This is a genomic window from Parabacteroides sp. AF17-3 (assembly GCF_003635445.1).
Taxonomy (GTDB): domain Bacteria; phylum Bacteroidota; class Bacteroidia; order Bacteroidales; family Tannerellaceae; genus Parabacteroides; species Parabacteroides goldsteinii.
Window position 1 is genome coordinate 19,195 of sequence record NZ_QTMM01000018.1, and the last position, 23,111, is coordinate 42,305.

General features: G+C 44.8%; 21 protein-coding genes. 18 read left to right on the forward strand and 3 right to left on the reverse strand.

Annotated features, from left to right (window positions below; genetic code table 11):
* Positions 1-10 precede the first annotated feature (10 nt).
* The 5 genes from DWW91_RS21910 to DWW91_RS21930 all read left to right on the forward strand — a co-directional run bounded on the left by DWW91_RS21910 (position 11) and on the right by DWW91_RS21930 (position 7,780).
* Positions 11-1,483, forward strand: coding sequence for an aminoacyl-histidine dipeptidase (locus DWW91_RS21910; RefSeq protein WP_122328909.1), 1,473 nt, complete (start codon positions 11-13; stop codon positions 1,481-1,483).
* Between the two features lie 150 nt (positions 1,484-1,633).
* Positions 1,634-3,157: a NosD domain-containing protein gene (locus tag DWW91_RS21915; protein WP_122328910.1), complete on the forward strand. Its 1,524-nt coding sequence runs from the start codon at positions 1,634-1,636 to the stop codon at positions 3,155-3,157.
* Positions 3,158-3,169: 12 nt separating this feature from the next.
* Positions 3,170-4,210: an endonuclease/exonuclease/phosphatase family protein gene (locus DWW91_RS21920; RefSeq protein WP_122328911.1), complete on the forward strand. Its 1,041-nt coding sequence runs from the start codon at positions 3,170-3,172 to the stop codon at positions 4,208-4,210.
* A gap of 12 nt (positions 4,211-4,222) precedes the next feature.
* Positions 4,223-5,908 (forward strand): M23 family metallopeptidase, encoded by a 1,686-nt coding sequence (locus tag DWW91_RS21925; protein ID WP_122328912.1) that lies wholly within the window; start codon positions 4,223-4,225, stop codon positions 5,906-5,908.
* A 123-nt stretch (positions 5,909-6,031) separates the two neighbouring features.
* Positions 6,032-7,780, forward strand: a complete 1,749-nt coding sequence (locus DWW91_RS21930) for a phospho-sugar mutase (RefSeq protein ID WP_007653886.1) — start codon at positions 6,032-6,034, stop codon at positions 7,778-7,780.
* 83 nt (positions 7,781-7,863) lie between these two features.
* Here DWW91_RS21930 and DWW91_RS21935 read toward each other — a convergent pair whose 3' ends face one another.
* On the reverse strand, positions 7,864-8,346 hold the full coding sequence (locus DWW91_RS21935; RefSeq protein WP_122328913.1) for a cytidine deaminase: 483 nt from the start codon (positions 8,344-8,346) through the stop codon (positions 7,864-7,866).
* Between the two features lie 78 nt (positions 8,347-8,424).
* Between DWW91_RS21935 and DWW91_RS21940 the strand changes: the two genes are divergently transcribed.
* The 10 genes from DWW91_RS21940 to miaA all read left to right on the forward strand — a co-directional run bounded on the left by DWW91_RS21940 (position 8,425) and on the right by miaA (position 18,288).
* Positions 8,425-9,156 (forward strand): bifunctional 2-polyprenyl-6-hydroxyphenol methylase/3-demethylubiquinol 3-O-methyltransferase UbiG, encoded by a 732-nt coding sequence (locus DWW91_RS21940; RefSeq protein ID WP_122328914.1) that lies wholly within the window; start codon positions 8,425-8,427, stop codon positions 9,154-9,156.
* Between the two features lie 84 nt (positions 9,157-9,240).
* Positions 9,241-10,146, forward strand: a complete 906-nt coding sequence (locus tag DWW91_RS21945; RefSeq protein WP_122328915.1) for a glucosaminidase domain-containing protein — start codon at positions 9,241-9,243, stop codon at positions 10,144-10,146.
* A gap of 45 nt (positions 10,147-10,191) precedes the next feature.
* Entirely contained in the window at positions 10,192-11,358 is a 1,167-nt protein-coding gene (locus tag DWW91_RS21950) for an AIR synthase related protein (protein WP_122328916.1), read from the forward strand.
* An 8-nt stretch (positions 11,359-11,366) separates the two neighbouring features.
* Entirely contained in the window at positions 11,367-12,476 is a 1,110-nt protein-coding gene (prfA, locus tag DWW91_RS21955; protein ID WP_007653895.1) for a peptide chain release factor 1, read from the forward strand.
* Between the two features lie 27 nt (positions 12,477-12,503).
* Positions 12,504-13,346: an orotidine-5'-phosphate decarboxylase gene (gene pyrF, locus DWW91_RS21960; protein WP_010800394.1), complete on the forward strand. Its 843-nt coding sequence runs from the start codon at positions 12,504-12,506 to the stop codon at positions 13,344-13,346.
* Positions 13,347-13,435: 89 nt separating this feature from the next.
* On the forward strand, positions 13,436-14,476 hold the full coding sequence (gene lpxD, locus DWW91_RS21965) for a UDP-3-O-(3-hydroxymyristoyl)glucosamine N-acyltransferase (protein ID WP_007653898.1): 1,041 nt from the start codon (positions 13,436-13,438) through the stop codon (positions 14,474-14,476).
* An 11-nt stretch (positions 14,477-14,487) separates the two neighbouring features.
* The gene (locus DWW91_RS21970) at positions 14,488-15,873 is read left to right on the forward strand and encodes a bifunctional UDP-3-O-[3-hydroxymyristoyl] N-acetylglucosamine deacetylase/3-hydroxyacyl-ACP dehydratase (RefSeq protein WP_046147734.1); all 1,386 of its coding nucleotides are present in this window, start codon (positions 14,488-14,490) and stop codon (positions 15,871-15,873) included.
* Positions 15,874-15,891: 18 nt separating this feature from the next.
* On the forward strand, positions 15,892-16,677 hold the full coding sequence (gene lpxA / locus DWW91_RS21975) for an acyl-ACP--UDP-N-acetylglucosamine O-acyltransferase (RefSeq protein WP_007653902.1): 786 nt from the start codon (positions 15,892-15,894) through the stop codon (positions 16,675-16,677).
* 141 nt (positions 16,678-16,818) lie between these two features.
* Positions 16,819-17,379: a hypothetical protein gene (locus tag DWW91_RS21980; protein WP_007653904.1), complete on the forward strand. Its 561-nt coding sequence runs from the start codon at positions 16,819-16,821 to the stop codon at positions 17,377-17,379.
* 3 nt (positions 17,380-17,382) lie between these two features.
* Complete coding sequence (gene miaA / locus DWW91_RS21985; RefSeq protein ID WP_007653906.1) at positions 17,383-18,288, forward strand: tRNA (adenosine(37)-N6)-dimethylallyltransferase MiaA; 906 nt, start codon at positions 17,383-17,385, stop codon at positions 18,286-18,288.
* 639 nt (positions 18,289-18,927) lie between these two features.
* Here miaA and DWW91_RS21990 read toward each other — a convergent pair.
* Together DWW91_RS21990 and DWW91_RS21995 are read right to left on the reverse strand one after the other, a co-directional pair.
* Entirely contained in the window at positions 18,928-19,299 is a 372-nt protein-coding gene (locus DWW91_RS21990) for a DMT family protein (RefSeq protein WP_007653908.1), read from the reverse strand.
* Positions 19,300-19,302: 3 nt separating this feature from the next.
* Positions 19,303-20,049, reverse strand: a complete 747-nt coding sequence (locus tag DWW91_RS21995) for a tRNA 2-thiocytidine biosynthesis TtcA family protein (RefSeq protein WP_122328917.1) — start codon at positions 20,047-20,049, stop codon at positions 19,303-19,305.
* Between the two features lie 108 nt (positions 20,050-20,157).
* Here DWW91_RS21995 and DWW91_RS22000 point away from each other — a divergent pair, with 108 nt between their 5' ends.
* From DWW91_RS22000 to floA, 3 genes are read left to right on the forward strand one after another with little or no spacing between them, the layout of a single operon-like run.
* Complete coding sequence (locus DWW91_RS22000) at positions 20,158-21,597, forward strand: M48 family metallopeptidase (RefSeq protein WP_007653911.1); 1,440 nt, start codon at positions 20,158-20,160, stop codon at positions 21,595-21,597.
* Between the two features lie 16 nt (positions 21,598-21,613).
* Positions 21,614-22,102 (forward strand): NfeD family protein, encoded by a 489-nt coding sequence (locus DWW91_RS22005; RefSeq protein ID WP_122328918.1) that lies wholly within the window; start codon positions 21,614-21,616, stop codon positions 22,100-22,102.
* A gap of 10 nt (positions 22,103-22,112) precedes the next feature.
* Entirely contained in the window at positions 22,113-23,108 is a 996-nt protein-coding gene (gene floA / locus DWW91_RS22010) for a flotillin-like protein FloA (protein ID WP_007653914.1), read from the forward strand.
* The last annotated feature ends 3 nt before the right edge of the window (positions 23,109-23,111 follow it).

A 23,111-nucleotide genomic window follows, 5' to 3' on the forward strand; every position in this document is an offset into this window, starting at 1 on the left:
TTGTAACATTATGAAGATTACTGACTTAAAGCCTGAAATCGTCTGGAAGTTTTTCCACAAGGTAACACAAGTGCCCCGTCCTTCAAAGAAGGAAGGCAAAATGATCCAGTATCTGGAATCGTTCGCAAAAGAGTATAAAATCGCCATAAAGAAAGATGCAGCCGGAAACATCCTGATGTCGAAGCCTGCAACACCCGGATATGAAAAGCTGCCGGTTGTTATCCTTCAGTCGCACATGGATATGGTTTGCGAGAAAAACAACGGAACCGTTCATGATTTCGACAACGACCCGATCGAAACAATTGTAGACGGAGACTGGCTGCGTGCCAACGGAACAACGCTGGGAGCCGACAATGGTATCGGTGTTGCCGCCGAACTGGCTATCCTGGCTTCCGACGATATCGAACACGGACCGATCGAATGCCTGTTCACTGTTGACGAAGAAACTGGCCTGACCGGAGCTAAAGCTCTTGAAAAAGGCTTCATGACCGGAGATATCCTGTTAAACCTCGACAGCGAAGACGAAGGCGAAATCTTTATGGGCTGCGCCGGAGGAAAAGATACACAGGCTGTGTTCCATTGCGAACAACGCCCGACCAACCCCAATATGTTATATTTCAAAATTGATGTAAAAGGATTGAACGGCGGACATTCCGGCGGTGAAATACATAAGGGGCTGGGTAATGCAAACAAAATACTGGTTCGTTTCCTGTATTTATTGAACAATGAAGCAGACTTCACTTTGTGTTCGATTGAAGGGGGTAATCTGCGCAATGCGATAGCCCGTGAAGCGCATGCAGTCATCGGACTTTATTCGGAAGATAAAGAACAGGTTCGTGTACTGCTCAATAACTATACGGCGGATATCGAAAACGAACTGAAACATATCGATCCTAACGTACAGATCACCATGGAATCGACCGACCGTCCGGAATTATGCCTGTCTAATTTCGATATGGAAAAGGTTATCCGGGCCTTGCATGCTTGTCCCCATGGCGTTATCGGCATGAGCCATGACATCGAGGGATTGGTTGAGACTTCTACCAACCTGGCTTCCGTAAAAATGAGACATGAAGCCGAAACAGAACAATTGATAATCACTGTCGGAACCAGCCAGCGTAGCTCCATCGAATCATGCAAAAACATGATTGCCAACCAGGTAGCCTCCGTATTTAAACTGGCCGGAGCGATTGTTACCCATGGTGACGGTTATCCGGGATGGGCTCCTAATCCGGATTCCAAAATCTTGAAAGTCGCACAGGATACATATAAACGTTTATTCAATAAGGACGCCAAGATCATGGCTATCCATGCCGGACTGGAATGCGGACTGTTTCTCGAAAAATATCCTAATCTGGATATGATTTCTTTCGGACCGACTTTAAGAGATGTTCACTCTCCGAACGAACGGATCGAAATTAAGACCGTCGGTTTGTGGTGGGCTCATCTTTTAGAATTATTAAAAAGCGTACCGGCAAAATAAAATTAAATATTCTGCGTTATAAGAAGAGGATTAACACTTTAATCGTGTTTTTCCTCTTTTTTTATGTTAATGCCTGAAAACATTCTTTATAAATCGTTTGTTTATAAAGAAACAAGAACACAAAGGCATACATTTTAACATTTAGAGAAAATGAAAAGAATTACAGCGCCGTTGCTTATAATATGTACACTTTTACTCAACCTGTTGGCTGGATGCGACGGGCTGGACGAAAATTATTCGACCAATCCGAATCACCGGTTGAGTTTCTCGACAGATACCTTATCATTCGATACTGTCTTTACCACGATAGGTTCAGCCACAAAACAATTCATGGTTTACAACAAAAACAGTGAACCGCTGAATATAGAGAGAATCATACAAGCCTCGCCTGCTACCAGCGGATTCCGTATCAACGTGGACGGACGAAAAGGTGACAACTTCGACAATGTCAGAATTGCAGCCAAAGACAGCATGTATATATTTGTAGAAGTCACTGTCAATCCGAATGGAAAAGACCAACCGTTATTAATCCAGGATTCAATAGTATTCACCTACAACAGCGTGAAACAAACAGTTTTACTGGAGGCATGCGGACAGGATGTCAAGCTGATAAAAGGCGGACAGACATTGAGTGAAGACACCAAGCTGACAGCCGAACGTCCTTATCTGATATATGACAGCCTGATGATAGACAAAGGGGTAACTGTAAATATCGAAGAAGGCACCACTTTCTATATGCACGATAAAGCAAAGATCATCGTTGACGGAACGATCATTGCGAACGGAACCATGGATAAACCGATAGTCTTCCGCGGTGACCGTCTCGACTTCATTTTGAACGACGTGCTCCCGTACGACCGTACACCGGGACAATGGGAAGGAATTGTATTCAACAGTGAAAGTTTTGACAACATATTTAATAATGTAATAGTAAAAAACGGAAACAATGGTATAACCTGTAAAGCTTCCGACCCGGAAAAGTCGAAATTGAAGATCAGCAATTCGCAGATCACTAATATGGACGGAAGCGGATTAAGAGCTGTCAACTGTAACATAGAAGCAGCAAACAGTGAATTTACAAATGCAACAGCAGATGTTATGGTCTTAGCCGGAGGAAAATACAACTTCACACATTGTACAATAGTGAACTACATGTCATTAAAATCGCGCCATTCACTATCACAGGACGGCGAGAGCAGCCAGACTTTACGCATATTGGATAATTTCAAAGTTAATGACATAGGCCCATATCCCTTGCTAGAAGCTAATTTTGACAATTGCATAATCGACGGAAGCTATAAAGCCAGCAACAATCTGAAAGAAGGAGAATTGCAAATCGTATCCGATGAGAAATACATTTTACGCAGTAGCAGTTCCAATTATCTGTTCAATCATTGTGTCATAAAATTACAGAAGATTTCAAATGATAATTTCAAAAATGTTATTTTCATTACTGAAAACGATGAAAATAAAATGGAGTACCGGATGACCGGCGGAGAAAAGAACAAATATATGTATGATTTCCGCCCGGATAAAGAAACAACTCCCGGCGTAGGTAAAGCCGATTTGTTTGTTTCCCAGAAATATCCGGTCGATCGTAACGGCGTCAACCGACTGACAAACAACGGGCCGGATATAGGTGCTTATGAATTTGTCCCTAAAGAAGAAGAATAAAAACAATTGAATATGACCAGGACCTTAACTATATTAATTTGCGTTCTCGCCTTTCTCTCCCATCCGGTAAACGCCCAGTCTGGATTCAGGGTCATAAGTTACAATGTAGAGAACCTGTTCGACACCGAAGATAATCCAGACAAGAACGATAATGACTTCCTCCCGTCGGGTAATCATCACTGGACACGCGGACGATATTACCATAAACTTCAGCAAATAGCCAAAGTGATAAGCGCCGCAGGTGAATGGGATACTCCCGCCCTAATCGGCCTCTGTGAAGTGGAAAACGATTCCGTCCTGATCCATTTGCTGAATCGGACACCTTTGAAACAGCAACAATACCGGTACTGTATGACACACGGTGCAGATACAAGGGGAATAAATTCCGCCCTTCTTTATCAACGAACTCAATTCGGATACATCGGCCATGAAGAGCACCCGGTACTCTTCACCCATAAAACACATAAACAGACACGTAACATTCTCCATGTATGGGGAAAAATAATAACCTCCGACACATTAGATGTATTCGTCTGTCATCTTCCTTCGCGCTACGGAGGAGAAAAGGAAAGCGAAGCCGACCGTTTCGATGCTGCCCGTACATTAAGGTATCTGTGCGACTCCTTGCTACAAATCCGGAAAACGCCTCAACTCCTGATCATGGGAGATTTTAACGACACACCGGAAAACGCCAGTATCACACAAATACTGTCTGCCGGAAAAATCTCCGAAAATCCGGAATCCGACAAACTCTACAACCTTTTTGCCGATCCCCATGTCCTGAACAATCCCGGAACCCACAAGTATCAGGGAGAATGGAATCAGCTGGATCATATCATCGTATCCGGCAATCTGATCGATAAAAACTCCCTCATGCATGTTGTTCCCGGAAGCAATCGAATATTCATGCCTCCCTTCCTGCTCACGGATGATAAGACCTGGCACGGCAAACGACCTTTCCGGACCTATTACGGTTTTAAATACGAAGGCGGTTACAGTGACCATTTGCCTCTCATTACCGACTTTTTACTATCTTTGCCTAACAAAGATTGAATTAAAACAGACATGCAGATACACCATATACTGGCAGGGATTATCCTCCTCGCCGGAATAACAAGTAACATAGCCGAAGCCCAGCAACTTCGCAAACCGATGGATATTCCGGTCTTGCTAAGCGGGAATTTCGGAGAACTGAGAAGCAATCATTTCCACTCGGGAATAGATTTCAAAACACAAGGTGTCGAAGGGAAACCGATCCACTCCGTGCAGGACGGCTATGTCTCACGCATTTCGGTAAGTCCCTGGGGATATGGCAACGGCCTGTATATTACACATCCGGACGGCACGACTACGGTTTACGGCCATCTTCAGAAATTCTCCCAAAAGATCACCGCTTATCTCAAAGAAAAACAATACGAACAGGAAAGTTTCAATGTAAACCTGAGCCTCGCTCCGGATGAACTTCCTGTTAAAGAAGGCGAACTCGTCGCGCTGAGCGGAAACACGGGAAGCTCCGGCGGTCCGCACCTCCATTTCGAAGTGCGCGACACAGAGACGGAAGAACCGATGGACCCGATAGAATACTACAAAGATTTAATAAAAGATACTCAGGCTCCCAAGATACAGGGAATCATGGTCTATTCAATGCCTGGAAAAGGCGTCGTGAACGGAAGCCGCCGGAAACTGGAACTAAAACCGGTCACAGCCAAGAACGGAAAACAAACACTGACCGGAAAGATTGAAGCCTGGGGAGAAATCGGGCTGGCTGTAAAAGGATACGATTACATGGATAACACCTCCAATATTTATGGTATCAAAGACATCACACTGACGGCAGACAGCCAGGTTATTTTTCATAGCAACCTGGATCGTTTCGCTTTCGATGAGACACGCTATTTGAATAGTTTCACTGACTTTGAAGAATGGAAAGAACACCGTTCGTTCTATATCAAAAGTTTTGTCGACCCGGGAAACCGGCTTCGTTTCATCGAAAGCCTTAACCGCGGGATCCTGACTATCGACGAACCCCGCACCTATCACCTGACTTACAAACTGGCAGACGCTTTCGGCAACACAACCCAGCTTTCTATCCGGATCGAAGGTAAAGAACAACCGATCCCGGAAATCGACACGGAAAACGCCGAATTATTCCATTGGTGGAGCGACAACCGTTTCGGAGCCAAAGGAATCCGCCTGACAATCCCGAAAGGAAATCTTTACAACGACTTGTATTTTCGCTATTCCGTCAAAGAAGACAGCGCCGCGCTGGGTGCCACACATATATTACACAACAAACCGGTCGCTTTCCACAAATCAGCCAAATTATCCCTCCGGTTGCAAACAGACACACTGGAGAACAAACAGCAATACGGTATTGTCCGACTGCAAAACGGACGCCGGTCATGGACCGGAGGTGTCTACCGCAACGGCTGGGTCGATGCCGATATAAAAGAGATGGGAAGCTACACGCTCGGCCAGGACCTTGTCCCACCGACCATTACACCTCTCAATCCGGCAACATGGGTCAGCAAACAATCCATCGCGCTCAGGCTGTCGGACAACCTGAGCGGTGTACAAACATACCGGGGTGAAATTGACGGTCAATATGTTTTATTCGAAATGAATAGTAAGTCCGTCATTACCTATCACTTCGATAAAGAGCGGCTGGCAAGAGGGAAACACACGCTGAAACTGGTTGTAACAGATGCCTGTGGAAATCAATCCACTTATACTTATCCGTTTACGTGGTAAAAAATAACTTTTTCTTTTTTCTTGAAAATAAAGCTGCAAGCCATTGTTTACAACAATTAATTTGTATCTTTGTTTTCTCCTAAATAAGGAAATAACACATATATAAATGCAAGATATTTGGGTATGGAAAACAACGAACTGCTAGAAATGGTAAGAAGTAAAGCGCAAAGCTGGCTTACCAAAAGTTATGATGCCGAAACAAAAGCAAAAGTTCAGGAATTATTAGACAGCGAAGATCCGACCGAACTGATCGAATCTTTCTACAAAGACCTTGAATTTGGTACAGGAGGTTTAAGAGGTATCATGGGTGTAGGAACCAACCGTATGAATATTTATACTGTCGGTGCTGCTACACAAGGTTTGTCAAATTATCTGAAAAAGGAATTTGCCAATCTGGATCAGATCAAAGTTGTTATCGGCCATGACTGCCGTAACAATAGCCGCAAGTTTGCCGAAATCTCGGCAGATATCTTCTCTGCTAACGGTATAAAAGTGTACCTGTTCGAAGACCTTCGCCCGACACCGGAAATGTCTTTTGCTATCCGTAAACTGGGATGCCAGAGCGGTATCATCCTGACAGCTTCACATAACCCGAAAGAATACAATGGTTACAAGGCTTACTGGGACGACGGTGCACAGATGATCGCTCCGCACGACCGTAACACGATCGCCGAAGTAAACAAGATCCGCAATGCCAGCGACATCAAGTTCAAAGGCAATAAAGACCTGATTGAAATCATCGGTTCTGAAATCGACAATTTGTATATCGACGCTTTGACGACTATTTCCCTTTCTCCGGAAGCGATCAAACGTCACCATGACATGAAAATCGTTTACACTCCGATCCACGGTACCGGTGTAAAGATTGTTCCGGCTACATTGAAAGCATTCGGATTCACTAATATCATCCATGTCCCGGAACAGGATGTTGTTAGCGGCGACTTCCCGACAGTTATTTCGCCGAATCCGGAAGAACCAGCAGCACTGGCTATGGCTGTTGAGAAAGCGAAAGAAACAGATGCCGAACTGGTTATGGCTTCCGACCCGGATGCTGACCGCGTTGGTGCAGCAGTTAAGAACAACGAAGGCGAATGGGTATTGCTGAACGGTAACCAGACAGCTTTGATGTTCGTTTATTACCTGATTACCCGCTGGAAAGAATTAGGCAAGGTAAACGGTAAAGAATATATCGTAAAAACAATCGTTACAACCGAACTGATCCGTACGATCGCTGAGCGCAACGGTGTTGAAATATACGACGTTTACACCGGTTTCAAATGGATTGCCGACGTAATGAAGAAAAACGAAGGAAAGAAAAATTACATCGGTGGCGGTGAAGAAAGCTACGGATTCCTTTGCGAAGACTTCGTTCGCGATAAAGATGCTGTTTCCGCATGTGCTATCCTGGCAGAAATCGCAGCATGGGCAAAAGATCAGGGTATCACCATGTACCAGTTGTTGCAGAACATCTATGTACAATATGGCTTCTCTAAAGAAAAAGGTATTTCTGTTGTGAAAAAAGGCAAGAGCGGTGCAGAAGAAATCGAAGCGATGATGAAGAACTTCCGCGAAAATCCGTTACAGGAAATCGCTGGTTCTAAAGTTTCATTATTCTATGATTATGCATCACTGAAAGGTTACAGCTACATCGATAACGAAACGATCACGCTGGATATGCCGACAACTTCCAACGTACTTCAATACTTCACTGAAGACAATACGAAAATATCTATCCGTCCTTCAGGAACAGAGCCGAAGATTAAATTCTACTGCGAAGTTCATTCAAAAGTAAAAAGCCTGGAAGATTTACCGGAAGCAAACAAAGCTGCCGAAGAAAAGATCAACCAGATCAAAGCATCTTTGGGTATCTGACCAGATAGTTAAATAAAAAAGCGGGACAAGAGGTTCAACTTCTTGTTCCGCTTTTTTACTACGTACATTCAGTACTTATCATATTATTCCGATTTCAAATCTTCTTTCCCAAAACAAAGAGGTAAAAGCGATGCCGCACTCGGAGCAACCATCACATCCTTTATTCCGCAAAGTAACACTTTCACAGGCTTACCATATCGCTGTTCTGTCTCCAACAACACCTGCCGGCAAGCACCGCAAGGCGAAATACTTTCCACCTGCTTCCCTCCTGTTACCGCCGCAATTGCCAGGGCAACTACCGGAATATCGGGATACTGATGTCCGGCATGGAACAAAGTAACCCGCTCCGCACATAAACCGGATGGGTAAGCCGCATTCTCCTGATTACTTCCCGTCACAATTGTCCCGTCAGCCAGTAACGCTGCCGCCCCGACATGAAATTTTGAATAAAGAGCATATGATTGTTCCGTTGCCTTCAAAGCCGCATGAACCAAAGGCAGTTCCTCATCCGGAACTTCGTTCAGCGAATAAACCGTTATTTTTGTTTCCAGTTTGATTTCTTTCATAAGACTGATGATTAGATAAACAAAGATAGTAAATTTGTATCTTTGTCCGATAAAATACGAATAATTCCAAATCAGGATATGCAAATACCCCTACTTACCCCCCAAAAAGACCCGATGGGCGCCGCTATCGCAGATTATTTCGCGAACGGTAAAGCTAGTAAACTCCGCGTTTTTTCTTCCATGTTCGATGAAGATGAAATCCCGGTGAAACAGTTATTCCGCAATTTTACAGAAATGCCGGTACTGGAACAAGAAGCACTCCGCATGAGCGAAGGCAGAATACTCGACGTCGGTGCCGGAAGCGGCTGCCATTCGCTGGCATTACAGGAAATGGGAAAGACGGTAAAAGCCATCGACATCTCACCTTTGTCTGTAGAGGTCATGCTGAAAAGAGGCGTAAAGGATGCCTGCCTGGAAAATTTCTTCAACGAACAGTTCAGCGGCAGCTTCGATACGATCCTGATGCTGATGAACGGTTCGGGGATTGTCGGAAAGATAGCCAATCTCCCGATTTTCTTCCATACTTTAAAACGCCTGCTTGCCCCGGGAGGTTGTGTATGGATGGACTCTTCCGACCTCCGTTACCTGTTTGAAGATGAAGATGGCAATCTCGATATAGATATTGATGATGACTATTACGGAGAAGTGGATTTTCGCATGCAATATAAAAATATCAGGGGCGACCGATTCGACTGGTTATACCTCGATTTTCAAACGCTCAGCCTGCATGCGGCAAACAACGGGTTCAAAGCGGAGAAGATACGGGAAGGAGAACATTTTGATTATCTGGCTAAAATTAGCAGGATATAAACCAGTATTTTATAGATTATTTAGAAGAATAATATATCCAGCTTCATTATCTTTGCGAAAATAAATACTTTAGGAACTCGTTTTATGAAACTGACAATACGGATTTTTTGCCTCTTATTTTTTATAGCGACATTAGCGGAGGCAGCAACCCAGCGCAAAATACCTTCATACGAAAAGTATATAAAAACATACAGCGCTCTGGCTATAGAACAACAAAAGAAGTACAAAATTCCCGCCAGTATCACTCTGGCACAGGGACTACTGGAGTCTGGAGCCGGACAAAGCGACCTGGCACGCCGCTCAAACAACCACTTCGGCATCAAATGTCATTCCGACTGGCGCGGCGGACGTGTTTATCATGACGACGACCTGCGTGGAGAATGTTTCCGTAAATACAAACGGGTGGAAGATTCATATGAAGATCACTCCAAATTTTTGAAACGCTCGCGTTACGACCGGCTTTTTCAATTAAAAATAACTGATTACAAGGGTTGGGCCAGAGGTCTGCAAAAATGTGGTTACGCAACCGATCGCGCATATGCCAACAAACTGATTAAAGTAATTGAAGATTATGAACTTTACCGTTATGATACCGGAAAAGTACACAAATTAACACGCCAGGAAAAGAAAAAACTTAAATACCCGACCGTCAAATATACGATATACAGAACTTACGGTCTACTGTATGTTTATGCCAAAGAGAACGACAGCTTCGACCAAATCGCACAGAATCTGGACTTCCCTGTAAAAGATCTGAAAAAGTTCAACGAAGTACCGGAAGACTTCCCGTTGCAAAAAGGCGATATCGTCTATATTGAAAAGAAGAAGAAGAAAGCCGATAAGCCTAATTACGACCATGTTGTACAAGTCGGAGAATCCATGCACAGCATCGCACAGAAATACGGAATACAGATCAAGAGCCTGTATAAGATGAATAAAAAAGACAAAGATTACGTTCCTGAAGAAGGAGATGTGCTTAAACTTAGATAAGTAACATAAAAAAATAGTATCTTTGCAGCCAAATATGTAAAAACAATGAGTGACCAACGTTACAACCTGCGCGGTGTATCCGCTTCAAAAGAAGATGTTCACAATGCAATAAAGAACATCGACAAGGGAATATTCCCTAAAGCATTTTGTAAGATCATCCCTGATATATTAGGCGGTGATCCTGAATACTGTAACATTATGCACGCTGACGGAGCCGGAACAAAATCATCCCTGGCTTACATGTACTGGAAAGAAACCGGTGACTTGTCAGTGTGGAAAGGTATTGCCCAGGATGCACTGATCATGAACATCGACGACCTGCTGTGTGTGGGTGCGGTAGACAATATACTTGTTTCTTCCACTATCGGACGTAACAAACTGCTTATCCCCGGCGAAGTAATCTCCGCCATTATTAACGGAACGGACGAACTGCTGGCAGAACTGCGCGAAATGGGTGTAGGCTGCTATGCCACCGGAGGCGAAACGGCCGATGTGGGCGATCTGGTTCGCACGATCATCGTCGACAGCACCGTGACTTGCCGCATGAAACGTGCAGACGTGGTTGATAACAGTCATATACAAGGGGGCGACGTAATTGTCGGAATGGCATCTTACGGACAGGCTACCTACGAAAAAGAATATAACGGCGGAACAGGCAGCAATGGTCTGACCTCTGCCCGTCACGACGTATTTGCCAAATATCTGGCAACCCAATATCCCGAAAGCTACGATGCAGCAGTTCCCGATGAACTGGTTTATTCAGGCGGACTGAAACTGACCGACAAAATCGAAGAACTGGGTATCGACGCCGGTAAACTGGTGCTTTCCCCTACCCGTACCTATGCTCCGGTAATCAAAGTATTGTTGGATAAACTACGTTCGCAGATACACGGTATGGTACACTGTTCAGGCGGAGCACAAACAAAAGTAATGCACTTCGTCGAAAACAAGCGTGTGACAAAGAACAACCTGTTCCCTGTTCCTCCTCTTTTCCGTATTATTCAGGAACAGAGCGGAACCGACTGGAGCGAAATGTACAAAGTGTTCAACATGGGTCACCGCATGGAGATCTATCTGTCGCCCGGACATGCTGAAGAAGTGATCAGCATTGCCAAGAGCTTCAACATTGATGCACAAATCGTAGGCTTCGTGGAAGAGGCGGATAAGAATGAATTGATTATTGAAAGCGAAAAAGGTCGCTTCGTATATTAATCTGATAAATGGCTGATAATAATTTATTAGGAAGACTGGACGGATTAGTAAGCCGTTTTGAAGAAGTCGGAACACTGATTACCGACCCGGCAGTGATAGCCGATATGAAACGGTTTGTAAAACTCAATAAAGAGTATCGCGATCTGGAGAAGATCGTGACTACCCGAAACGAATATGTCAATACATTAAATGGTATAAATGAAGCACGGCAGATGCTCGATACCGAGCAGGATCCTGAAATGAGGGAAATTGCCCGCGAAGAGTTGGATGCCTGCAATGCCCGCATTCCGGAACTGGAAGAAGAGATCAAGCTGTTGCTTGTTCCGAGCGATCCGGAAGACGATAAGAATGCTATCGTTGAAATTCGTGGCGGAACGGGAGGCGACGAGGCCGCCCTTTTTGCCGGCGACCTCTATCGCATGTATATCAAATACTGCGAAGCCAAAGGCTGGAAAGTCGCCCTGTCAAGTTGCAGCGAAGGTTCGTCGGGCGGATATAAAGAAATTATTTTCACCGTTAGCGGTGAGAAAGCATATGGTACGCTCAAATATGAATCGGGCGTACATCGTGTTCAGCGTGTACCCAGTACTGAAACTCAGGGACGTGTACACACCTCAGCAGCTACCGTGGCTGTGCTCCCCGAAGCAGACGAGTTTGATGTTGAAATTAATGAAGGTGAAATTAAGTGGGATACTTTCCGTTCGGGAGGTGCCGGCGGCCAGAATGTGAACAAGGTCGAATCGGGCGTACGTTTGAGATATGTCTGGAAGAACCCGAACACCGGTGTGAGCGAAGAGATCCTGATCGAATGTACGGAGACGCGCGACCAGCCGAAAAACAAGGAACGCGCACTTACCCGCCTGCGTTCTTTCATTTATGACAAAGAACATCAGAAATACCTGGACGACATTGCCAACAAACGCAAGACAATGGTATCGTCGGGCGACCGATCCGCGAAGATCCGGACATACAACTATCCGCAAGGACGTATCACCGATCATCGTATCAACTACACGATCTATAATTTATCTGCTTTCATGGACGGCGATATACAAGCCTGCATCGACCAACTGACCGTTGCCGAAAATGCAGAACGCCTGAAAGAAGCTGAACTATAACAATTTCACTATTTGACACAAGACAAGATGAACAAGCAACAATTATTCGAAAACATTAAAAAGAAACAATCTTTCCTTTGCGTAGGATTGGATACAGATATAAAAAAAATCCCGCAGCATTTACTTTCTGAAGAAGATCCTGTCTTCGCTTTCAACAAGGCAATCATCGATGCTACAGCCGATTACTGTGTAGCTTACAAACCGAACCTGGCTTTCTACGAAAGTCTGGGTGTGAAAGGTATGCTTGCCTTTGAAAAGACTGTTACTTACCTGCGCGAAAACTATCCGGACCAGTTCATTATCGCCGATGCGAAACGTGGCGATATCGGTAACACCTCCGAAATGTATGCCCGCTCTTTCTTCGACCATATCAAAGTGGATGCCGTTACAGTGGCTCCTTACATGGGCGAAGACAGCGTAAAACCGTTCCTGATCTATCCCGAAGCATGGGTAATCCTGCTGGCATTGACTTCAAACAAAGGCTCACAGGATTTCCAGATGACGGAAGATGCCAACGGCGAACGTCTGTTTGAAAAAGTATTGAAGAAATCGCAGGACTGGGCTACCGACGAACAGATGATGTACGTTGTCGGTGCAACTCAGGGAAAAATGTTCCTGGACATCCGTAAACATGCTCCCAACCACTTCCTGTTGGTTCCGGGTGTCGGAGCACAGGGTGGCAGCTTGCAGGAAGTGGCTCAATACGGAATGAACGATCAGTGCGGTTTGCTTGTTAACTCTTCACGTGCGATCATTTACGTAGATAAATCGGAGAATTTTGCCTCATTTGCCCGCGAAGCAGCACAAGCTGTACAACGTGAAATGGCAGGATATCTGCATGATAAGGGAATTATTCCCTGCAAAGCATAGGCTATCCCAATATTTTTCACCATTTTTGCAAACTGCTTTGTTCTTAGTGGAGCAGTCTCAATTCAAAATACAATATAACAAAATAAGTAATGGAGTTATCAGCCCAACAAATAGCGGACTTTCTTGGTGGAACCGTTGATGGCAACCCGGAAGTGAAAGTTAGCAACTTCTCAAAAATAGAGGAAGGACAACCCGGAACACTGACGTTTCTGGCTAATCCCAAGTACGAACATTATATCTATAATACAGAAGCAAGCATTGTTCTGGTGAATAACGACTTTTCTCCGGCTGAACAGATCACCGCTACTTTAGTGAAAGTTGAAAATGCATATTCTGCTCTTGCCATGTTACTCAACCTGGTAGAACAGTCAAAACCTAAAAAAGCCGGTATTTCTTCGGCTGCTTTCATTGCAGCCTCTGCGACAATGGGAGAAGATTGCTTTGTCGGCAACTTTGCCTATATCGGAGAACAGGTAAAGCTGGGTAAGAACTGCCAGATATATCCCAACGCATACATCGGTGATGGCGTGACTATCGGAGATAACTGCATTCTTTATCCGCATACAACCATCTATAACGGATGTAAAATCGGAAATAATTGTATCCTCCATGCCGGTTCAGTGATCGGTTCGGACGGTTTCGGTTTTGCTCCCGAAGGAGAGAATTATAAAAAGATCCCGCAACTGGGGAATGTTGTATTGGAAGACAATGTCGAGATCGGGGCCAATACCACGATCGACCGTGCCGTGATGGGGTCAACCATCATCCGCCGCGGTGTGAAACTGGATAACCTGGTGCAGATCGCCCATAACGTAGAAGTCGGAGAAAATACTGTAATGGCAGCCCAGGTAGGTATCGCCGGTTCAGTCAAGATCGGCAGCCATTGTATGTTCGGCGGACAGGTAGGACTGGCCGGACATATCCATATTGCCGACGGCGTCGTATTCGGTGCACAATCCGGTGTGATCAGCGACATCAAGGAAGCTAAGACTGTATTGGGTGCTCCGGCTATCGACGCGAAGAACTTCATGCGTTCAAGCGCCGTATTCAACCGCTTGCCCGATATGTACCGTACACTGGGACAGTTGCAACGCGAGATCGAACAATTAAAAAAGGAAATCAATAAATAATTAATATACGTATGCAGAAACAAAAGACGCTAGCCAAGAGTTTCTCGATGCAAGGTAAAGGCTTGCATACCGGACTGGACATACAGATCACGTTCAATCCGGCACCGGAAAACCACGGATACAAAATTAAACGTGTTGACCTGGAAGGACAACCTGTTATTGATGCGTTGGCAGAAAACGTAGCCAGTACACAAAGAGGTACCGTTTTATCAAAGAACGGCATCCAGATCAGCACAGTTGAACACGCAATGGCAGCATTATATGCCTACGAAATCGACAATTGCCTGATTGAAGTGAACGCTCCCGAGTTTCCGATTCTGGACGGTAGCTCACGTTTCTTCTCTGAAGAGATCCGGAAAGCAGGAATCGTTGAACAGAACGCTCCGAAAGATTTTTACATCGTAAAACATAAGATCGAAGTAAAAGACGAAGAAACAGGCTCTTCACTGATCATCCTCCCTGACGAGAAGTTCAGTGTGAATGTGCTGATCTCCTTCGATTCGCCCGTTTTATCCAATCAGTTCGCCACTATGAACGATCTGAGCGAGTTTCCCGAAGAAATTGCCGCTTCCCGTACATTTGTATTCGTTCGTGAAGTGGAAATGCTCCGCCAGAACAACCTGATCAAAGGCGGTGACCTGGACAATGCAATCGTAATCTACGACCAGAAAATGCCGCAGGAAACACTTGACAAACTGGCAGACGAAGTCGGCATACCCCACAAAGACGTATGCGACCTGGGTTACATCAACAACAAACCGCTGGTATTCGACAACGAACCGGCACGCCATAAACTGATTGACGTACTGGGCGACCTGGCACTGATCGGCAAGCCTATCCGCGGACGCATCATCGCAACCCGCCCCGGACATAAGATCAACAACCAGTTGGCCCGCATGATCCGCAAGGACATCAAATTAAACGAAGTACAAGCTCCGATTTACGATCCGAACGTAGCTCCGATCATGGACATCAACCGTATCCGCGAGTTGCTTCCCCACCGTTACCCCTTCCTGCTGGTCGACAAGATCATCGAAATAGGCGGTAACTATATCGTCGGAATAAAAAATATCACGACAAACGAACCGTTCTTTACCGGACACTTCCCGCAGGAACCTGTTACACCGGGTGTATTGCTGGTTGAAGCAATGGCACAGACCGGAGGTTTGCTCGTTCTGAATTCAGTAGACGAACCGGAACGCTATTCAACTTATTTCATGAAGATCGATGGCGTAAAATTCCGCCAGAAAGTAGTACCGGGAGATACACTGATCCTGCGTCTGGAACTGCTGGCTCCTATCCGCCGCGGTATTTCCACGATGAAAGGTTATATCTTCGTTGGCGACAAGCTGGTTTGCGAAGCTGAATTTATGGCTCAGATCATTAAAAACAAATAATAATAACAGAAGAAGGCAATGAATCAATCCCCTTTAGCAGTCGTTCATCCCGAAGCAAAGATCGGCCAGAATGTAACGATAGATCCTTTTGCAGTGATTGAAAAGGATGTAGTAATAGGCGACAATTGTCATATTTATTCACATGCAGTCATTCTCGACGGGGCAAGGATCGGAGACAACTGTTCCATCTTCCCGGGAGCTGTAATTGCCGGTATTCCACAGGATCTCAAGTTCAAAGGAGAGCAGACCACCGCTGAAATCGGAAAAAATACGACGATCCGCGAGTGTGTCACGATCAACCGGGGAACAGCATCAAAGGGAAAGACCATAGTCGGAAGCGATTGCCTGATTATGGCATATTCCCATATCGCACACGATTGCGTGCTGAAAGATCATATTATCCTCGGGAACGCATCCCAGATAGCCGGAGAAGTGGAGATTGACGATTTTGCTATTGTCAGCGGCGGCAGCCTGGTTCACCAGTTTACCCGCATATCGAAACATGTGATGGTACAGGGCGGCTCCCGTATCGGTAAAGATATTCCGCCTTATACGTTGATCGGCCGCGATCCGATTGTTTACTGTGGCATCAATATCGTAGGATTACGCCGCCGTGGGTTCACCAACCAGCAGGTATTCCTGATACAGGATATCTACCGTACGTTATATACCCGTGGCCTGAATAATACGGAAGCCATCAAGGCTATCGAAACCGAATACGAAGCCAGCGAAGAAAGAGACCTGATACTCAACTTTATCAAGACTTCCGAACGCGGTATCGTAAGAGGTTCGATCGACGAATAATAATGTGCTAATCAGGCAATATGCCAATACGCCAATGAAAATATCAACAGATAGTATTTTTATTGGTATATTGGCATATTATTTTATTGGCACATTATTTTTATTTTACTACTTTTGAACCAACAAAAAACTAAAAAGACTATGGTATTTAGATTCCTCATTCTATCAGATGAAGTAGATGACTTCAAACGCGAAATCAAGATTGATGCGGAAGCAACTTTCCTTGATCTGCACGACGCCATCCTTGAATCGGTTGGCTACACGAAAGATCAGATGTGCTCTTTCTTTATTTGTGACGACGATTGGAGCAAAAATACGGAAATTACATTAGTTGAAATGGACACCACTTCGGAAGTGGATAACTATATAATGGCTGAAACTCGTCTGGAAGAATTGCTTGAAGACGAACACCAGAAACTTATGTTCGTTTTCGACTATATGACCGAACGTGCTTTCTTCATGGAGCTCCGCGAAATAGAGCCGGGTAAAGATCTCGATAAAGCAATCGTCAGCAAATCAATAGGTGTCGCACCTGCCCAGACGATCGACTTCGATGAGTTCGAAACCAAAAACGGAAGCACAGAGATCGGCGAAGACTTTTATGGTGACTCAGAATATGACATCGACGAACTGGACAAAGGCGGTTTCGAAGGTTTAGGCGACGTACCGATGGAAAACCCGTACGACGACGAGCGTTTTTAATTGATGAACTCCCTTGTCATATTACTCGGGCCGACAGGAGTCGGAAAGACCGAACTGAGCCTGCGCGTAGCAGAACATTTCGGTTCGCCTATTATTTCCTCCGACTCCCGTCAGCTCTATAAAGACCTGCCTATCGGAACGGCAGCTCCCACCGCCGAACAAATGGCAAGAGTAAAACATTATATGGTCGGGACACTGGACCTGACCGATTATTACAGCGCCAGTAACTTTGAAGAAGACGTAATCTGCCTCCTGGAAACACTCCACCGTACCACTCCAACCGTTGTAATGACAGGCGGTTCCATGATGTACATCGACGCCGTATGTAAAGGCATTGATGATATTCCAACCGTCACCCCCGATATACGTGAGGCTATTTACGCCCAGTTCGAGCGTGAAGGACTGGAAAATATCCTACAGGAGTTAAAAGAATCCGACCCTGTCCATTATGAAGAAGTAGACCGGATGAACTACAAACGGGTAATCCATGCCGTCGAGATATGCCGGATGACAGGAAAGCCTTATTCATCTTTCCGCACCAATATAAAGAAAGAACGCCCATTTAAAATCATTAAAGTGGGACTGACACGCGACCGCGAAGAATTATGCGACCGCATCAACCGCCGTGTCGATCAGATGATGGCTGACGGCCTGCTGGAAGAAGCGCGCAAAGTCTACCCTTTCCGCCACCTGAACTCACTCAATACGGTCGGCTATAAAGAACTGTTCAACTATTTCGACGGAGAATGGCCGCTCGACCTGGCCGTAGAGAAAATACGGCGCAACTCCCGTGTCTATGCCCGCAAACAAATGACCTGGTTTAAACGGGACGAAGAGATCAAATGGTTTCATCCGGACGAAGAAACAGAAATATTACGGTATCTGGATGGGATAATTAAAAACCAATAGCATGTTGAGGATGGAATGCCCTCTTCAAACGATTTATCAAACCAACTATCATACTATCATTTAAAATCATAAGAGATTAATTACAAGACTATTACCCTATGACAGTTGTTATTATTAACTATCATATAACTATCAGGCAACTATCATAGTCTTATCCAAAGGTCCAGTGTAAGCTTCTTTTTTTGCTGAAGTATATGACTTATTTTCAAGGAAGTAATTACTTATGTTGTTCGAGACCCGGGTCTCAAGGTTGCCAACACCCGGGTCTGAGCATCGTCAACATCCGGGTGTCAAACAGGATAAAACGGGCATCCTGACAACAATAAATAGTTGTTTCGATGAAATAAGTCTATATATTTCGGCAAAAAAGACTTGGGATAGAGGCTTTTTAATAGATACAGGAACGATAGTTTAGTTAAAACAATGTAAATATGATCGTTGCATGATAGATAAATGATAGTTAATAACAACAACCATCATAGGGTAACACACTCATTATACGCATATTACATCAAATTATGATAGTATGATAGTTGAATTCAAAATTAAACCCATAGCTGGTTCACTGATATTTGTTGCATTTAACGGAAATAGCAACTATAATCCCCGAGGTGGGTTCATTGTACGCCGATTACTTATTTACTTCTTGAATACCAGGTATACCGCCGCTACCAAAAGTAAGCAAGCCAATGCATGATTCCATTTAAACGATTCTCCTTTAAAGGCGATAGCACTGAAAGCCACGAATACGACAAGCGTAATAACCTCCTGTATTACTTTTAATTGTATCAGATTGAACGGTCCGCCATTCTCCCTGAATCCCATACGGTTTGCCGGTACCTGAAAACAATATTCGAAGAAAGCGAGAAACCAACTGAATAAGATCACACCGATCAACGGCAAATGTTCGAACCAACTGAACTGCTGTTTCATCTTCAGGTGGCCGTACCAGGCACATGTCATAAAAATATTTGATACGACCAATAACAGAATAGTATAAAAACCCTGCATAACTTATTTATTTTTTTGAGGAAGATAATCCTGTTGTACATTCGACATACTGTTCCAGATGCTGTAACGTGCTTCCGGATTTATAGCTTCGAGCCGGGCCAGGACCTCTTTCATATCCGAACGGCTGGAACCGGACTCATACGGACAGTTCTTTATTTGTTTACGATACCCTTTCCATTCGGCAATACGGACCAGTTCTTTTTCTTCAACCAGACACATCGGACGGATGATCTCCATATCAAACTTATCCATCTTCAACCGCGGAGGCATAGTCCCGAAAGCCCCCTGATGGGTTATATTCATCAGTAATGTTTCGATAATATCATCCTGATGATGCCCCAGGGCGATCTTATTGCAATTATGCTTCTTGGCTATATCAAACAAGGCCTTTCGCCGTATCCAGGAACAAAGAAAACAAGGAGACTTACGTGTATCGGTAGAAGCGTCGAAACTCGTTTCGTGAATGATAAACGGTAATCCGTGTTCATCGGCACAGCTTTTCAGGTACTCCGCATCCGAGCAATAAGGAATATTCGTCATCACCACATGCGCCACGACCACTTCAAAGCGGGGATTGTAGATTTTTGAACGACGCCCCAGCAGGTCGACAAGGGCAAGCGAATCCTTTCCACCCGACAATCCGATCAGGATGCGGTCACCATTGGCGATCAGGCTATATTCGAAAATTGCCCTCTTCACTTTCTCTTCTATTTTCCAGAACAGGAGTTCTTCTGCTGTCAACTTTGCCATATCTACTCTAAATCGGGCACAAAAATAGATATTTATCTAATGAATTGTACGCTTAACTAAAAATATTATTATCTTTGAATCAGTATAATTATATCATAACAAGAGACAATGAGCCGGTTATCTAAAAAACTGTTTTACACAATTGGAATTACATTTCTTTGCTGCAGCCTGCAGGCACAGAGCCTGGACCAGGCCAAAAAACTATACAACGAAGGACAATACGCTGAAGCTAAACCTGCCTTTGAGAAACTGGTGAAACAAGCTCCCAGCAACTCGTCCTATAATCATTGGTATGGTGTGTGTTGTTACGAGACCGGAGATCTGGCCGGTGCCGAAAAACATCTGAAAGTGGCAGTCAAGCGCAAAGTTCAGGAAGCTTATCGCTATCTGTCGGATGTTTATTATCAGACCTACCGTTTTGATGAAGCGGCGGAAATGATGGAAGAATACATCGACCTGCTGACTAAAAAGAAACAGGACACACAAGCATTCGAAGAAAAACTCAGTCTGGCTGAGAACGCCCACCGGATGATGGAAAAGACGGAAGATGTACAGATTATAGACAGTATCGTTGTCGACAAAGATGATTTTCTGGCAGCTTATACACTGAGCGAAGAAAGCGGCACATTGACTTCTTTCAAAGATTTCTTCCAGACAAATGAACCTGTATCCTCAACGGTTTATATGAACCAGAAGGGCGACAAGATTTATTATGCCCATGCAACAGACAACGACCGATACTGTCTTTTCACCCAATCCAGATTGATGGACAAATGGGGGGATGAAAAACAGTTGCCGATGAATATCAACAGCAACGATGACGACAATTATCCTTTTGTTCTGTCTGACGGAGTCACCATCTACTATGCCTCCAAAGGAAACGGTTCATTAGGCGGATACGACCTGTTCGTTACACGCTACAACATCAACTCCGATACTTATCTGGCACCGGAACAGTTAAGCATGCCTTTCAACTCACCGTTCAATGATTATATGATGGTGTATGATGAAACCAAGGAGTTGGGATGGTTCGTATCAGACCGCTTCCAGCCCGAAGATAAAGTATGTGTTTACCTGTTCATCCCGAACAATGAACACAGCCGCGTGGAAAGTGAAGATATCGAAATGAAACGTGCCCGTGCCGCCATCACTTCCATTCAAGACTCATGGAAACCGGGAAGCGACTACAGCAATCTGATCGAACTGGCCCATAAAGAAATACCTTACGGGGAAGCGAAAATCGAAAAAGATTTCGAGTTCGTGATAAACAACAGCCTGGTTTACTATAAACTGGACGATATCAAAAGTCCGGAAGCAAAGAGTTACTATGGAAAAGTTGTCTCACTGAACAAACAGATAAAAGAACTGAATGATAAACTGGCCGACCTCAGAGCCTCCTATTCTTCCGGGAACAGTGCAAAGAAGGAACAGTTGAAACCGGCAATTCTTGAAGCGGAAGAGCAATTAAACAGTCTGCTTGACCAGCCTGAAGAGTTGGAAAAGAAAGCTCGTAATACGGAGATAAACTATTTAAAAAGTAACAGATAATTCAACCGCGACTATTATGATTTGGGAAATAACCATTATTGTCTTTTTGATGCTGGTAGCCATCGTGCTTATCCTGCTGGAAATATTCCTTTTGCCGGGAATAACAATTGCCGGTGTCGGAGGATTTCTTTTCGCGGCATCAGGCGTTATTTATGCCTATACGGTAGGTGAAACGGTCGGACATATCACATTGTTCCTGTCGTTAACAGCCTTTGCCGCCTCATTTGTATGGTTATTACGTGCCCGGTCATTCAACAAGGTCGCCCTGAAAACGGATGTCGACTCCAAACTGACTTCAAGCCGTGACCTGGGCATCGAACCGGGTGACGAAGGTATCACCCTTTCACGCCTTGCCCCCATCGGCAAAGCACGCATCAAGGGCATCACTGTCGAGGCGAAGTCGATGGATGAATTGATAGACGAAAACACGCCGGTCGAAGTACTGCGTGTCGACGGTTATAACGTATTGGTTAAGAGAAAAGAACAAACAGATATTCACGCTTAATTAAATTTATATGGAAGAATTGAACTATTTGCCTTTTATCCTACTGGGTGCAGCGGTATTGCTGCTGGCAATTTTCTTTTACTATGTGCCGTTCCTGCTATGGATCTCGGCCAAAGTATCGGGTGTAAACATCTCGCTGATACAGCTGTTTTTGATGCGTATCCGTAATGTACCTCCTTATGTTATCGCCCGTGCCATGATCGAAGCACACAAAGCCGGTCTGAAGTCGCTGACCCGTGATGAACTGGAAGCACACTATCTGGCAGGCGGACATGTTGAGAAAGTGGTTCATGCACTGGTATCTGCCTCCAAGGCAAATATAGACCTGCCTTTCCAGATGGCAACAGCTATCGACCTGGCAGGCCGTGACGTATTCGAAGCCGTTCAGATGTCGGTTAACCCGAAAGTGATCGATACTCCTCCTGTAACTGCCGTTGCAAAAGATGGTATCCAGTTGATTGCCAAAGCCCGTGTAACCGTTCGTGCCAATATCAAACAGTTGGTCGGTGGTGCCGGTGAAGAAACAATCCTTGCCCGTGTGGGCGAAGGTATCGTATCATCCATCGGTTCGTCTGAAAGTCATAAGACAGTATTGGAAAATCCGGACTCAATCTCTAAGCTGGTACTCCGTAAGGGGCTTGATGCCGGTACGGCATTTGAAATCCTGTCCATCGATATCGCGGATATCGATATAGGTAAGAACATCGGTGCATTCCTTCAAATGGACCAGGCACAAGCTGATAAGAACATCGCCCAGGCTAAAGCCGAAGAACGCCGTGCAATGGCTGTTGCTTTAGAACAGGAAATGAAAGCAAAAGCTCAGGAAGCCCGCGCCAAAGTGATCGAAGCAGAGGCAGAAGTTCCGAAAGCAATGGCAGAAGCCTTCCGCTCCGGAAACCTGGGTATCATGGATTATTATAAGATGAAGAACATTGATGCCGATACATCTATGCGTGAAGCAATAGCCAAACCGACCAGTGCTCCTTCAAAACCGCTTAAAGACTAATCA